The organism is Marinomonas posidonica IVIA-Po-181, assembly GCF_000214215.1.
Classification (GTDB): domain Bacteria; phylum Pseudomonadota; class Gammaproteobacteria; order Pseudomonadales; family Marinomonadaceae; genus Marinomonas; species Marinomonas posidonica.
Window position 1 is genome coordinate 2890157 of sequence record NC_015559.1, and the last position, 14263, is coordinate 2904419.

Annotated in this window: 13 protein-coding genes; 2 read left to right on the forward strand and 11 right to left on the reverse strand. The window is 44.7% G+C overall.

Going from position 1 to position 14263, the window contains the following annotated elements:
- Positions 1-143 precede the first annotated feature (143 nt).
- Positions 144-1100 (reverse strand): PDR/VanB family oxidoreductase, encoded by a 957-nt coding sequence (locus MAR181_RS13295; protein ID WP_013797111.1) that lies wholly within the window; start codon positions 1098-1100, stop codon positions 144-146.
- Positions 1101-1125: 25 nt separating this feature from the next.
- Positions 1126-2220: an aromatic ring-hydroxylating dioxygenase subunit alpha gene (locus tag MAR181_RS13300; RefSeq protein WP_013797112.1), complete on the reverse strand. Its 1095-nt coding sequence runs from the start codon at positions 2218-2220 to the stop codon at positions 1126-1128.
- A gap of 217 nt (positions 2221-2437) precedes the next feature.
- On the opposite strand from MAR181_RS13300, the gene MAR181_RS13305 reads away from it, so the two are divergent.
- Entirely contained in the window at positions 2438-3145 is a 708-nt protein-coding gene (locus MAR181_RS13305) for a GntR family transcriptional regulator (protein ID WP_013797113.1), read from the forward strand.
- Positions 3146-3156: 11 nt separating this feature from the next.
- Here the strand turns inward: MAR181_RS13305 and MAR181_RS13310 are convergent, their stop codons facing one another.
- Complete coding sequence (locus MAR181_RS13310; protein ID WP_013797114.1) at positions 3157-3456, reverse strand: DUF6482 family protein; 300 nt, start codon at positions 3454-3456, stop codon at positions 3157-3159.
- Between the two features lie 118 nt (positions 3457-3574).
- Between MAR181_RS13310 and MAR181_RS13315 the strand changes: the two genes are divergently transcribed.
- Positions 3575-4249, forward strand: coding sequence for a nucleoside/nucleotide kinase family protein (locus MAR181_RS13315; protein ID WP_013797115.1), 675 nt, complete (start codon positions 3575-3577; stop codon positions 4247-4249).
- Here the strand turns inward: MAR181_RS13315 and tilS are convergent.
- The 8 genes from tilS to lpxD all read right to left on the reverse strand — a co-directional run bounded on the left by tilS (position 4246) and on the right by lpxD (position 14262).
- The gene (gene tilS, locus MAR181_RS13320) at positions 4246-5556 is read right to left on the reverse strand and encodes a tRNA lysidine(34) synthetase TilS (protein ID WP_013797116.1); all 1311 of its coding nucleotides are present in this window, start codon (positions 5554-5556) and stop codon (positions 4246-4248) included. The genes MAR181_RS13315 and tilS overlap by 4 nt on opposite strands.
- A gap of 81 nt (positions 5557-5637) precedes the next feature.
- The gene (gene accA / locus MAR181_RS13325; protein ID WP_013797117.1) at positions 5638-6585 is read right to left on the reverse strand and encodes an acetyl-CoA carboxylase carboxyl transferase subunit alpha; all 948 of its coding nucleotides are present in this window, start codon (positions 6583-6585) and stop codon (positions 5638-5640) included.
- Between the two features lie 121 nt (positions 6586-6706).
- Positions 6707-10186, reverse strand: coding sequence for a DNA polymerase III subunit alpha (dnaE, locus tag MAR181_RS13330; RefSeq protein ID WP_013797118.1), 3480 nt, complete (start codon positions 10184-10186; stop codon positions 6707-6709).
- A gap of 3 nt (positions 10187-10189) precedes the next feature.
- Positions 10190-10789, reverse strand: a complete 600-nt coding sequence (gene rnhB / locus MAR181_RS13335) for a ribonuclease HII (RefSeq protein WP_013797119.1) — start codon at positions 10787-10789, stop codon at positions 10190-10192.
- Positions 10789-11946 (reverse strand): lipid-A-disaccharide synthase, encoded by a 1158-nt coding sequence (lpxB, locus tag MAR181_RS13340; protein WP_013797120.1) that lies wholly within the window; start codon positions 11944-11946, stop codon positions 10789-10791. The genes rnhB and lpxB overlap by 1 nt, the downstream gene beginning before the upstream one ends.
- A gap of 65 nt (positions 11947-12011) precedes the next feature.
- Complete coding sequence (gene lpxA, locus MAR181_RS13345) at positions 12012-12788, reverse strand: acyl-ACP--UDP-N-acetylglucosamine O-acyltransferase (protein WP_013797121.1); 777 nt, start codon at positions 12786-12788, stop codon at positions 12012-12014.
- Complete coding sequence (fabZ, locus tag MAR181_RS13350) at positions 12788-13225, reverse strand: 3-hydroxyacyl-ACP dehydratase FabZ (RefSeq protein ID WP_013797122.1); 438 nt, start codon at positions 13223-13225, stop codon at positions 12788-12790. The genes lpxA and fabZ overlap by 1 nt, the downstream gene beginning before the upstream one ends.
- On the reverse strand, positions 13225-14262 hold the full coding sequence (lpxD, locus tag MAR181_RS13355) for a UDP-3-O-(3-hydroxymyristoyl)glucosamine N-acyltransferase (protein ID WP_013797123.1): 1038 nt from the start codon (positions 14260-14262) through the stop codon (positions 13225-13227). The genes fabZ and lpxD overlap by 1 nt, the downstream gene beginning before the upstream one ends.
- Position 14263: the final 1 nt, after the last annotated feature.

The following is a 14263-nucleotide window of genomic DNA, read 5'->3' on the forward strand; positions in this document are numbered from 1 at the left end:
ATAAATATAAAATTTGATGGTGCTAAAAAATGCACCTTCAGGACGGGAGGAAATGATAGCATCGCTGGCCTCATCTCTCAATGTAAAACATCCTTGTTTTGCATTCATTCAAGGCAAAAAATAGCACACATAAAAAGCGTGCCTTATAAGTCCAATTCTAGAATCTTCGTCTTAGAACGAGAGCAGCACGGCATAACCCATTTTCCTTGTTGTCGCTCCGCTTCAGTCAAGAACACATCTCTATGATCTGGGGTGCCGCTCACCACACCCGTTTGACAGGTTCCACACACACCAGATTCACATGATACAGCCAAAAAGACCCCATGATTATCCAGTGCTTCGTACATAGTTTGATGCTCAGATACGTCGATCAACTCCCCTGTACTTTGAATTTTCACTTGAAAAGCAGCATTATCAGATTCGTCCTCTGATGGGTCTGGCGCGGCAAAAAACTCTCGATGTAATCTTTCTTCTGCCCAGCCTTGCATTCGAGCTTGAGATAAAACGTCATTAATAAAGTCTGCTGGGCCACACACATAAAGTTCACTATCAGAAGCATGACGAGATAAGACACTCACCATGTCCATGCGACCAGAATCTGCCTGCTGACTAAAATGAAAAGCCATTTTGTCAGCAAAAGAAGCCGTTTTTAACGACGCCGAGAACGCGGCTTTCTCAGGCGTTTTGGCACAATAGTGAAACTCAAAAGATCGACCTTGTTTTTGCAACTGTTGCGCCATCGGCAATAAGGGCGTCACGCCAATACCACCGGCGATCAACACACTGTGACGAGGACTGTCGACCAAACTAAAATGGTTACGTGGCGCACTAACAGCAAGCTCGTTTCCAATCGTCAGGCGATGCACTTCTTCAGAGCCACCACGTGATTGTGGATCTTTCAGCACCGCCACTTCATAATACTGTGGTTCAACTTGCAAACGACACAAAGAATATTGGCGAATCAAACCACTCGGCAAATGCAAGTCAATGTGCGCCCCAGCTTCAAAAGCTGGTAATTCTGAACCATCACGGCTCCCCAAGACGAGACGCACAACATTGTGCGCTTCCTCGACAATATTTTTTACAACCACTGGAATCATTTCGACAACCTCATTCCCGAACCGACTAAAAAGAAATCACTTGCAGCGGACCATCTGATGCTACTGTTTCGACATTCGCTTGTTGCTCTTGTGCAATAATGCGTTCAATGATTTTGCGAGACTGCACCCCACCAGCATCAATGTCTAATTTCAATAAATCATAGTCGGGAAATGCCAATAAATTCTCCTGCTGGCGCTCCAAGACTTCTAAATCTTCAGCAAAAATAGCCCCTTGCCCTTCTCGGATATTGTCTGTCAGCGCTTTGTCTTCAGGGTTAAAGTTTCGTGCCATACCCCAAAAATACCAAATCGAGGTGTCACTTTCTGGGGTAATAAAATCCACCACTGTACTGCTGGCTTTATGGTCATTACTGGCCTCAAAACCACCATGCCCAGCATGCGCTACACCAACATCAATCATCACATGAGAAGGTGGACTAAAACGACAAATTTGCCAGCGATCAACCGCCACATCGTCCGCCAAACCGTTTCCGCGTAACGCTGCTTGCCAGAATGGCGGAGGCATAATATTTTCCATGAAACGACTGGTAATCACTTTATCGCCATCCACTTTAGTATCAACAGGCGATTCATCAATTTCTTTCTGTCCGATACTGCTCGCATGAACATAGGTTTCATGAGTCAGATCCATCAGGTTATCAATCATCAAACGATAATCGCAGTTAATGTGGTAAAGGCCGCCACCGTAAGCCCACTCTGGATTGTCCGCCCACTCTAAATGAGGAATCAAAGCCCTGTCTGCTTTACTTTGTTCGCCAGGCCAAACCCAGATAAACCCATAACGCTCTTCAACAGCATAGGATTTCATACATGGAAAACCTTGAACTCGCTGCAGTGGCATAGACTTAGTTTTACCATCGGCCCCCATTTTTAAGCCATGATACCCACATACCAAAAGTCCATCTTCCACATAGCCTATAGACAAAGCCGCACCACGATGCGGACAAAAGTCGAGAACGGCGGCGATTTGATCGTCATGAGAACGGTAAAACGCAATGCTTTCACCGCAAATTTTGCGGCCAAGAGGTTTGCTGCCCGCCACCTCTTCAGACATGGCCGCCACATACCAAGCATTTTTGGGATAGGTTTGTTGCTTCATTATGTCTCTCCTACTTTTTATTGTATTTATTGGATCCAATATAAAACAAAAGCACATAATAACAAGACGTTTATCACAAAATTGGATCCAATTATTCTTTTTTGAATGCATCAAACAATGTTTAAATGGAAAAGCACGTCAAATTGGATCCAATTTTCACATTCTCACAATATGCGCTATTATCCTCTCTTTCTTTAATCTAGAACTGAGACAGCGCATGGGCAAATCTGGACAAGAAGTAATCAGCCGATTAAGGCAAATGGTGTTGTCCGGTGAACTGGCGGCAGGAGAACGAATCGCTGAAATTCCGACAGCCGAACGACTCGGTGTGTCACGAACCCCAATTCGCATTGCATTTCGGACATTGGAGCAAGAAGGCCTATTAACCAAGCGGCCAGCGCGCGGCTACGAAGTCCGACAAGTTACTCTGTCTGACATCACAGGCGCCATTGAAGTTAGAGGTGTACTTGAAGGCTTGGCCGCTAGACAAGCAGCGGAAAATGGTTTGTCGGATTCGCAAAAGATGGAACTAAGACAACTGCTTCAGGCGGGCGATCAGCTGTTTGAAAATGGTCAACTCGATGAACAGGACTTAGCGCTGTATCACGACATCAATCAGCGTTTCCATCAAATCATTATTGATGCCAGTAATAATCCTGCCATTGCTGAAGCGCTTAGTCGCAATGAACACTTACCCTTCGCCTCTGTGAGTGCACTGGCTTTTGATCGCAATAACTTAATACTGGAATTTCGCCGCTTTAACTTCGCTCATATGCAACATCACGCTGTGTTTGATGCCATTAGCCAAGGTCAAAGCAGCCGTGCAGAGTCTATTATGCGTGAACACGCTAATGCAACGTTAGGCCACGCTAAGATCTTCTCACAAAAAGAAGACACTAATGAAAAGATGCAAGTACTACAGTAACGGATTAAAGATTAAGCCATATCAGTATTACCCAGCGGCACTTCCAAAATATTTCCCGCCATGCTTGGCGGCTGTCCAACCATCTCATCGTAAGCGCTTTGGTGACATAGCACCATAGCGTCTACTTGCTTCTCCTTAAACAAGGATTGCAGCTCAAGCTTATTATGACTGGTCATAAAGCGCCCCTTACCATCCATGACATAATCCTCCTTCCCATTTACCACAACCGATAATTGATATAGATTCGATTCCAAGGAGTGCAACTTTACCTTGTCAAAATGTTGAGTACGTTTTAATTCTTTTAATTCCATATTGGATGGCCTCGACGCTTCTTTAGTAGGTAATATTGATACGCAGCAAAACCCGTTAAGGTTCAGAAAATATCCTAGAATGTCTAGAAACCATTCAGATCCATGAGCAGCTGACCAAATGAATACAAGACCCCATCCCTACCAGCACATACCAGATGCAGAACAAGCGATCGAAAAAATACAGAACCATTTACAGCAAGATAAACGACGTTTGATTGCTCTAGCGGGTGGGCCTGGTTCTGGAAAAAGTACTTTTGCCAACTACTTGGCTGAACACTTTAACGCCCAACGTCCTTCACAGGTCGTTTGCCTATCCATGGATGGCTTCCACCTCCCCAAACAAACCTTACGTAATTTACCAAACGCCGATGAGGCATTTACCCGTCGTGGTGCAGCTTGGACATTTGATCATCATAAATTCTCCCAGTATGTCGCTAAAATTGCCGAAGCCTATCAAACCCAAGACTGCCAATGGCCAGGTTTTGATCATGCGTTAGGTGACCCAATTGACAATCATCTATCCGTTCCACAACAAACCAAAGTCATCTTGATTGAAGGACTCTATTTATTCTTACCCGAGGTGGATTGGCAGAAAGCCAGTGATTATTACCATGAACGCTGGTTTCTAGATATTCCGTTACCCACTGCAATCGAACGATTAGCATTAAGGCATCAGACAGTGTGGGGCCTATCTTATCAACAAGCCATGAGTAGAATTCAACAAAACGATGCGCTCAATGCTGAGCAAGTCGCCCAAACGAAAGAGTACGCGGATTGGCTTATTCAACTTTAGTGATGATTAGGAAAGGGTAAACTTGCACTTGGTCGCCACTCGAATTGAAGGTGGCCATAATCAGGGTGACGCCATAAGCTAGCAATCGCGACTAACTCATCTTGAATAAACAAATAGGGCAAATGCTCTCGCCACCAAACCGGAATCTGATGATCGTTAAACCATTTCTTCAATGATCGAGTCTGCCCATTTGACAACAGTAACTTGGCTCCCAAAGGTCGCGCTTTCAGTTCAACCCCCTCCCCTTGAATTAATCTAAGTTGGTCAAACCTTCGCGCTTTCACTTGGCCAATCACTAATGGACCATATTCAACTGGACACTCACTTGGCAGTACATACAAGGCATTTTGATGACGCATCAAGCGACCATCAGCAAACACGAACTCCGGCTGCTTATCTTCACCACCAGCAAACATGTTAAGGACGCTGTCACATTGCGCTTGCGTTAAACTGTTATTTTTTTGCTCTATAAATTGTCGTAACCAAAAGCGTCTTTGCAGAGTTGGCTGTTGATACAACCAACTCAAATCCAATCCACCATCAGCATTAGACACATTCGATAATTGCTGTGCCGACAAGCTTACCAACATTTCGTAGTCTGTAGTGACTCGCTGCGTCATGAAGGAGACACTCTGTTCCATATTTGGAAAATATGTCTTCATTAAGGGAATGACTTTTTGACGCAAAAAATTACGCGAAAAACGCTCATTTAGATTGGACTCATCTTCCACCCAATGCAAACCATGTTGCCCAGCATAACCTTCTATTTGAGCCTTATTGATCGACAAAAATGGCCGTACCAAGCAAGCCCCTTGATCCCCCAAAGCTCGAACCGCTGGCATGCCCGTTAACCCTTTGGTTCCAGTACCTCTAGCCAATCGAAACAAAACCGTTTCCGCTTGATCTCCTTGGTGATGAGCCAAAAGCAAAACATCATTAGCTGACAAGCTTTCCTCAAAGACCTGATACCTTGCTTTTCGAGCTGCGTCTTCCAATGAAGCTTGCGCTTTCAGGGTTACTTTTTGAGCATAAAAGGTCACATTAAGCGCTTGGCAAACTTGCTCACAGTGAGTTAACCATGTATCAGCATGTGGGCTTAAACCATGGTGTACATGAATCACTGAGAGCTTAGTTTTTTGCTCAGGCGTAATTTGCGCCGCCAAGGCATGCAATAGAACATGCGAATCAACACCACCACTGTAAGCCACCCAAACCTTGTCTGCCTGCGCAAACAAAGACGCCAACCAAACCGAGTTAAACTCTAATTCAGCCGAAGAGGTTAAAGGTGGGTGTTGTTGAAAACTCATATTAAGTTAACCCTTCTACTAAGCGCCTACAGCAGAAACAAAAAAGCCTCCAATCAGGAGGCTTTTTAGCAAATCAATCGATTATAAGCCGTATGACATCAAGCGGTTATAACGGCGCGCCAACAACTCTTCCGTTGTCAGAGCTTCCATTCGATCTAACGCTGCAACAATATTCTCTTTCAAGCTGTGAGCCATTTGCTCATGAGCATTATGAGCACCGCCCATTGGTTCTTGGATAATAGTATCCACTAAGCCAAGCTCTTTCAGACGAGGAGCGGTGATACCCATAGCCTTAGCGGCATCAGAAGCACGCTCGGCACTCTTCCATAGGATAGACGCACAACCTTCTGGTGAGATGACTGAGTAAGTACCGTATTGCAACATCATCAGTTCATCACATACACCAATCGCCAATGCACCACCAGAACCACCTTCACCGATGACAGTAGAAATGATAGGCGTTTTTAGGCGCGACATAACCGCTAGGTTGTAAGCAATGGCTTCACTCTGACCACGCTCTTCCGCACCGATACCAGGGTAAGCCCCAGGTGTGTCAATCAAGGTAACAATTGGCATATTGAAACGCTCAGCGGTTTCCATCAATCGCAAAGCTTTACGGTAACCTTCAGGACGTGGCATACCGAAATTACGCAATACTTTTTCTTTCACTTCGCGGCCTTTCTGATGACCAATGATCATCACAGGACGGCCATCTAGACGCGCAATACCACCAACAATGGCACGGTCATCAGCATAGTGACGATCACCATGCATTTCTTCGAAATCCGTAAAGACGTGTTCAATATAATCCAGCGTGTAAGGACGCTTAGGGTGACGTGAAAGTTGAGAAACTTCCCAAGCGCCTAAGTTGCTAAACAAACTCTTTGTTAGGGCGACTTTTTTGTCTTCTAGTCGACTGATTTCATCACTGATGTTCAGTTCGTTATCATTGCCTACTAGACGTAATTCTTCAATTTTCTGTTCAAGCTCAGCAATCGGCTGCTCAAATGGTAAATAATTTAAATTCATCGTTAACTACACTGCTGTCTGGTTACCATCAAATACAAGGCAAAAGGCATCATGCCAATTGCTCTAAAGCGATAAAACGTAATTCTACGCCACATTCCTTTGCACAAATTATAAAATGAGCCTAAGTATACACTAACTGAACATTTTGTTTACCGTATTGTTTCTGTAGTTGGTGAATTAAATCGTCATCTGGACGAACTCGCCAACTTGAACCCAAACGGATATCACCAAAAGCTTCTGGGGTATCAAACCCAATAACCACGTCACAACCGTCTCCGCGGAATTCTGACATTTGATCTGCTAATGACTGAATCTCAGCTGGTGTTACTGTCTCTGAACTCCAAGTGATTCGTAATGCTTCGACATAACGAATACGAGCTTGAGCAATATCAAGTACATTTCGGGCAATGACTTTCTGTCCACCACGAAACTCGTCTACTGAAATCTCCCCTTCCACCACAACCACTTCGTCTTTGACAATAACGTCTTTGAAGTTTTCATAGTTATCAGGGAACACCGTCACCTCAATACGAGCTGAGCGATCATCCAATGTGACGAATGCAATATTACCACCTTTTTTACTTTTTGTTACACGCAAATCCACAATCAACCCGGCCATAACTTGGGTATCGCCACGCTTAGGTTGCAGATCGACGATTTTCGAGCGTGCAAAACGTCTGACCTCCTTTTCATACTCATCAATGGGGTGACCTGTTACGTACAAACCTAGGGTGTCTTTTTCACCGTCTAAACGCTGTCTTCCTGGCCACTCATGTTGGATACCTATTTCCTTATAAGCATCTTCTGTGTTCTCTTCAACAGCAACACCGAACAGATCCATCATACCTGCATCTTGGTTCTTTGCGTCTTGCACTGCTCGTTTCAAGGCTTCGTCGATGCAAGCATATAAGGTTGCACGGTTTGGCCCTATGGTATCAAATGCACCAGAACGCACTAACGCTTCCATAACACGCTTATTAACCTTCTTGCCTACACGCTGACAGAAATCAAAAATGTGCTCAAACGGACCATCTTTGCGGGCCTCCACAATGGCTTCAATCGGGCCTTCACCTACCCCTTTAATGGCACCTAAACCATACACTATGGCCTCTTTGGGGTTGACCGTAAACTTATATACCGACTCATTGACGTTGGGCAATTCCAGCGCCAGATTCATCGATCGACATTCTTCGATAAAAATAACGATTTTGTCGGTGTTCTGCATATCGGCAGACAAAACGGCAGCCATAAAAGGCGCCGGATAGTGATTTTTCAACCAAGCGGTTTGATAAGAGACTAATGCATAGGCAGCCGAGTGAGATTTGTTAAAACCATAACCCGCAAACTTCTCCATTAAATCAAAGATGTTGCCGGACAAATCCTTATCGACGTTGTTTTTAAGCGCGCCTTCCATAAAGATCAAACGCTGTTCCGCCATCACCTCAGCTTTCTTTTTACCCATTGCTCGACGCAGTAGATCGGCACCACCCAGACTAAATTTCGCCAACACCTGAGCAATTTGCATTACCTGCTCTTGATACAAGATGATGCCGTAGGTAGGTTCCAATACTGGAATCAAATCATTGTGCTGGTAATCAGGGTGCGGGAAAGCCAACTCAGAACGACCGTGCTTACGGTTTATAAAGTCGTCTACCATGCCGGAACCAAGCGGCCCCGGACGATACAAGGCCACCAAGGCGATAATATCTTCAAAACGAGATGGTAATAGCTTTTTAATCAATTCTTTCATACCACGGGATTCCAGCTGGAATACCGCCGTGGTTTCGGCTCTTTGCAGTAAGTCGTATGTGGATTTATCTTCCAGATCAATCAGCGCGATATCCAATGGCGGCTTGCCTTCTAAGGCATGAATATCATTAATGTTTTTCACGGCCCAATCGACGACGGTCAAGGTTTTCAAGCCCAAGAAGTCAAACTTCACCAGACCGGCTTCTTCTACGTCGTTTTTGTCATATTGAGTTACCAAGCCCGAGCCGTCTTCTTCACAATACAGTGGTGCGAAATCAACCAGCTTAGTGGGTGCGATGACCACACCACCAGCGTGCTTACCAAAGTTTCTGACCACCCCTTCAAGGGACATGGCCATTTCCATGACATCAGCCGCTTCCTCGTCAGAAGATAAAAATTCGGGTAACGCAGGCTCTTCTTCCAGCGCCTTACTGAGTGTCATGCCAATTTCAAAAGGAATCAACTTAGACAGCTTATCACCAAGACTGTATGGCTTGCCTTGCACTCGTGCGACATCTCGAACAACGGCTTTTGCTGCCATGGCACCAAAGGTAATGATCTGAGAGACCGCATCACGACCATAAGTACGCGACACATAATCAATTACCTTGTCTCGGTTATCCATACAAAAGTCGATATCAAAGTCAGGCATGGATACCCGCTCTGGATTCAAGAAACGTTCAAACAGCAAATCGTATTCAAGCGGATCAAGATCGGTAATTTTTAGCGCGTAGGCCACCAAAGAACCCGCACCAGAACCTCGACCAGGGCCAACCGGAATGTCGTTATCCTTCGCCCATTGTATAAAGTCCATTACGATCAGGAAGTAACCAGGGAACCCCATCTGGTTAATAATGTTTAATTCGAAATCCAGACGATCCCAATATTCCTGGCGACGCTTTTCAATACGTTCACCGTATTTCAGCACCAAAACATCAAAACGCTCTTTCAAACCATCGAAAGAAAGCTTGTTAAAGAACTCCTCCATGGTCATGCCATCTGGCACGGGATAATCTGGTAAAAAATACTTACCCAGCAAGACATCGACACTACAACGCTTGGCAATTTCAACGGTATTTTCCAAGGCTTCTGGAATGTCTTGGAACAGTTCTGCCATTTCTTCAGGCGTTTTAAAGTACTGTTCTTCCGAATAACGACGTACTCGTCGAGGGTCATCAAGTGTGACACCATCATGAATACACACTCGTGCCTCATGGGCTTCAAAGTTTTCTCGTTTTAGAAAGCGCACGTCATTAGTCGCCACCACTGGACAACCAAGCTCAGCAGCCAGAGGGACAACAGCATGAATGTAGTCTTCTTCTCCCGCTCGACTGGTCCGCTGCAACTCCACATAAAAGCGATCAGGGAACACCGACATCCAGTAAGACAAGTGCTGTTTCGCTAGCTCAGGACGTCCTTTTTGCAACAACAAGCCAATGTCACCATAACCAGCTCCTGATAAGGCAATCACATCTTCACTAGACGCCTCGATCCATTCACGCTGAATAATAGGTCGACCTTCTACTTGCCCTAACTGATACCCTTTAGAAATGATTTCTATGATGTTTTTGTAACCTTTATTGGACATCGCCAACAAGGTCATACGATAACGAGATTCCAATTCTCCCGTATCATCCGCGATAACAACATCAGTGCCACAAATGGGCTTGATGCCTTTATCCATAGCACCCTTATAAAAACGCACAAAGCCACATAGATTATTTTCATCTGTGATTGCCACCGCCGGCATGGACATTAATTCCGTTGTCCCTAACAGGCCTTTGACTTTGACTAAGCCATCCACTAAGGAAAACTCAGTATGCACTTTTAAATGTATGAACGATGCGGACAAAATTTATCCCTCTAGAATCTTTTTAACAGGTGCGAAACTGCGTCTGTGCAAAGGCGTCACACCAAATTGTCGAATGGCCTCTAAATGCAATGCTGTTGGGTAACCTTTATGCTTTTCTAAACCATACTCTGGGTACAAATCGGCGGCTTTTACTATGTCTCTGTCACGAGTCACTTTCGCCAAAATAGATGCCGCCGAAATAGCCGCATGTCGAGCATCCCCTTTCACCACAGCTTCGGCAGGGCAAGGTAAATTGAGTGGTAAACGATTACCATCAATTAAACAATGTTCCGCCATAGGCGATAACATCGCCACTGCACGCGACATCGCCAGCATGCTAGCGTGCAAAATATTCAATTGATCAATTTCTTCAATACTCGCACTGGCAATGGCATAGCACAGAGCCTTGTCTTGTATTTCGTCAAACAGTGCTTCACGCTTTTTCTCAGACAGTTTTTTAGAATCAGCAAGACCGGCAATAGGTTGATGCGGATCTAGAATCACAGCGGCCGCGACGACGTCACCAGCCAACGGCCCTCTGCCCGCTTCATCTACACCGGCTAACAAAGTGCCTGAGTACAACTCGCTTACGAAAGGTTCCATTAGACTTCCTTATCCGACAACATATTAACAATCGCTTTTGCGCCTTGCTCTCCGGCATTTTTTCGTAGCATTTGATGTAAATCCAAATACTTTTGCTGTATTTGCTTATCCTGTCGAAAAGATTGCCAAGTTTGCACTAAACGTATGGCCAAACTTTCTGGTACGGCATCATCTTGCAATAACTCAGGCACAAGCGTCTCATTGGCCAATAAGTTCGGCAGAGACACATAAGGCACCTTAATCATACGTTTCATAATCTCAAAGGTTAAACGATTCACCTTATACGCCACGACCATAGGACGCTTTACCAGCATGGCCTCTAAGGCCGCCGTACCAGATGCCAACAAAATAGCATCGGCAGCGGCCATCACGGTACGTGATTGACCGTCTGTAATCACGGCTTGCGTATTCGCTTCTTGTAAAATAGCTTCTATTTGTTCGCGTCTGGCTTGATTCGCGGCGGGCATTAGAAACGTCGCCTGAGGTTCCTGCTGTTTAATCAACTTAATGGTCTCAACAAACAAAGGAGCGAGTCGCGAGACTTCCCCTTCACGTGAGCCAGGTAAAACCGCAAACACTGGACCAGTTATTGACCCCAAATTTAACACTTCACGAGCCTGTTGAGGATCACTCTCTAGAGGAATTTCATCCGCCAAGGTGTGACCAACACAGACCACTGGAATATTGTGTTGATGATAAATAGGTAACTCAAATGGAAACAAGGCCAACATCAAATCAATTGATTTTTTAATTTTGAAGATGCGTTTTTGACGCCAAGCCCAAACAGATGGACTCACATAATGCACCGTCGGAATGCCGATTTGTTTTAGTTTTCTAGCCAATGGTAGATTAAAATCTGGCGAATCTATCCCAATAAATGCTGTTGGGGGATTTACCTCGCAGGATTGGTAAAGGCGCTTACGAATGCCCAACAGCTCTTTTAAGCGACCTAAAACTTCCACGAGCCCCATTACTGATAATCGGTCCATTGGCACCATACTGGTTAGCCCTTCCGCTTCCATTAAAGGTCCGCCAATACCTTCAAACACAGCGTCGGGCTGTAAGGCTTTTAAATGCTTTATTAAATTCGCCCCTAAAATATCACCAGATGCTTCTCCGGCAACCAACACGTAACGTGCTGTCGACGTCACTTTCATTAACACAACCTCTAATAACAAAAAAACCCCGAAGCGTTCCGGGGTTTTCTTTTTCTATGGGGGAGTTATCGAATTATCCCGCGCTCAGACGCTCGAATCGACATGACAAATTTTGCCACTTCAGGGATTGAATAGTCTGGGCTTTGCTCCAATTCATTCAATACAGATTCCAATGTTAGCCCTTTCAAGTAAACACTTTTATACGCATTTTTCAGTGCACGTATCACGTCTTTCGATGTACCACGACGACGCATGCCTTCAAAATTCATACCATGGGCTTTAGCCGGATTACCGGACACCATGATAAATCTTGGTACGTCTTTTGAAACCATGGATCCCATGCCACACATGCTATAAGAGTTCACCTGACAAAATTGATGAATCCCAGTATAACCACCCAGAATGACATTATCGCCTAACTTCACGTGCCCCGCTAAAGCGGCATAGTTCGCCATAATATTGTTGTCACCAACAACACAATCGTGACCTATGTGTGTACTAGCCATAAATAAATTATGGCTACCGATTACAGTAATGCCCTTATCCTGAACAGTACCACGGTGAATCGTGGCATTTTCTCGAATCACATTACTATGACCTATGACTAAACGAGTTGGCTCACCCTTGTACTTTTTGTCTTGGTTTGCTTCTCCAACGGAAGCAAACTGGTAAATTTCGTTATTTTCACCAATCTCGGTATGACCATTTATCACCACATGAGATTTAATAACACTACCAGCTCCAATTTTAACATTCGCTCCGATCACAGAAAATGGCCCAATCTCAACACTTGGATCAAGTTCAGCGTTCGGATCGACTAAAGCAGTTGGATGTATCGCCACTATAACTTCCTATCAGCACACATGATGGTTGCAGAACAAGCAAGCTGGCCGTCAACGGTTGCCTTACACTCGAATTTCCAGATACCACGTTTTTCAGCAATGATCTTTGCTTCTAATTGTAGACGATCACCAGGCACAACAGGGCGCTTAAATCGAGCATTGTCAGACCCAACAAAATAATAAATAGAACCGTCTTCTGGTGTCTTATCCATTGTTTTGAAACCGAGAACACCGGCCGCTTGCGCCATGGCTTCAATAATCAATACACCAGGCATTACTGGATGATCTGGAAAATGACCATTAAAAAATGGTTCATTCACCGTTACATTCTTATACGCCACGATGGAATCGTTCAGATTTAACTCAACAACACGATCAACTAGTAAAAACGGGTACCTATGAGGTAAATACTGACGAATTTCATTTACGTCCATCATTAAACATCAACCTTTTCTGAAAGCTTATTAATTTTCTTTTCCAGTGTTGTAACTTGCTTCGCCATACTATCAATTCGTCTAATGCGTGCGACAGAACGACGCCATTTAGGCGTTGGTTCCATCCCCATTCCTGAGGAATAAGAGCCCGCTTCTGGAATCGATTTACTGACCATACTCATCGCTGTGATATGAACATGATCTGTGATTGTGATATGGCCCGCAATCCCTACGCAACCAGAAATTGTACAGAAAGCACCTATCCTTACACTCCCTGCTATCGCTGCTCCAGCAGCAATGGCGGTATTATCGCCAATTACAACGTTATGAGCAATTTGAACTTGATTATCAATTTTAACGCCGTGACCAATTTGAGTACTTTCAAGCGCACCACGATCAATCGTCGTACTAGAACCTATCTCCACTCGATCGCCAATCACCACACTGCCAAGCTGATCGATTTTTTCCCATTGACCATTATCTGGCGCAAAACCGAAACCATCTGCTCCAATAATTGAACCACTGTGAAAAATACAATCCGCTCCCACTTCCACATCATGGTAAAAGGTGACATTGGGATATAAACGTGTTGCCCGACCTATTTTACAACCTCTGCTAACCACACTACCAGCACCGATCACACAACCGTCAGCGATGGTGACACCACTGTCGATCACCGCATTCGGGCCAATTACTACATTGCTACCCAACTGCACATCGTCGGCCACAACAGCAGAAGCATGTACTCCTAACCAGGATTCTTTTAGTGGAACAAATAGATGTGATAATTGCGCAAACGCAAGGTAAGGGTTAGCAACAATAATGGCATGATCAAGAGCAATCGCCAGCTCTTCGGTTTTTACTAGGACAGCACCCGCTTTAGTCTCTGCAAGCTGGCTTTGATATTTAGGGTTAGCTAAAAAACTTAATTCGTTTTTTGTGCCTTTTTCAAGCGTCCCCAATTTATCAATGACGAGGTTACGATCGCCTTTGACGACCCCCCCCACTTTTTCTGCCAATTGCCCTAGCGTATAACTCATA

Bases quoted from the DNA above. Each gene is read 5' to 3' on its own strand.
- MAR181_RS13295 (WP_013797111.1), bottom strand. From the start codon at position 1,100: ATGATTCCAGTGGTTGTAAAAAATATTGTCGAGGAAGCGCACAATGTT.
- MAR181_RS13300 (WP_013797112.1), bottom strand. From the start codon at position 2,220: ATGAAGCAACAAACCTATCCCAAAAATGCTTGGTATGTGGCGGCCATG.
- MAR181_RS13305 (WP_013797113.1), top strand. From the start codon at position 2,438: ATGGGCAAATCTGGACAAGAAGTAATCAGCCGATTAAGGCAAATGGTG.
- MAR181_RS13310 (WP_013797114.1), bottom strand. From the start codon at position 3,456: ATGGAATTAAAAGAATTAAAACGTACTCAACATTTTGACAAGGTAAAG.
- MAR181_RS13315 (WP_013797115.1), top strand. From the start codon at position 3,575: ATGAATACAAGACCCCATCCCTACCAGCACATACCAGATGCAGAACAA.
- tilS (WP_013797116.1), bottom strand. From the start codon at position 5,556: ATGAGTTTTCAACAACACCCACCTTTAACCTCTTCGGCTGAATTAGAG.
- accA (WP_013797117.1), bottom strand. From the start codon at position 6,585: ATGAATTTAAATTATTTACCATTTGAGCAGCCGATTGCTGAGCTTGAA.
- rnhB (WP_013797119.1), bottom strand. From the start codon at position 10,789: ATGGAACCTTTCGTAAGCGAGTTGTACTCAGGCACTTTGTTAGCCGGT.
- lpxB (WP_013797120.1), bottom strand. From the start codon at position 11,946: ATGAAAGTGACGTCGACAGCACGTTACGTGTTGGTTGCCGGAGAAGCA.
- fabZ (WP_013797122.1), bottom strand. From the start codon at position 13,225: ATGATGGACGTAAATGAAATTCGTCAGTATTTACCTCATAGGTACCCG.
- lpxD (WP_013797123.1), bottom strand. From the start codon at position 14,262: ATGAGTTATACGCTAGGGCAATTGGCAGAAAAAGTGGGGGGGGTCGTC.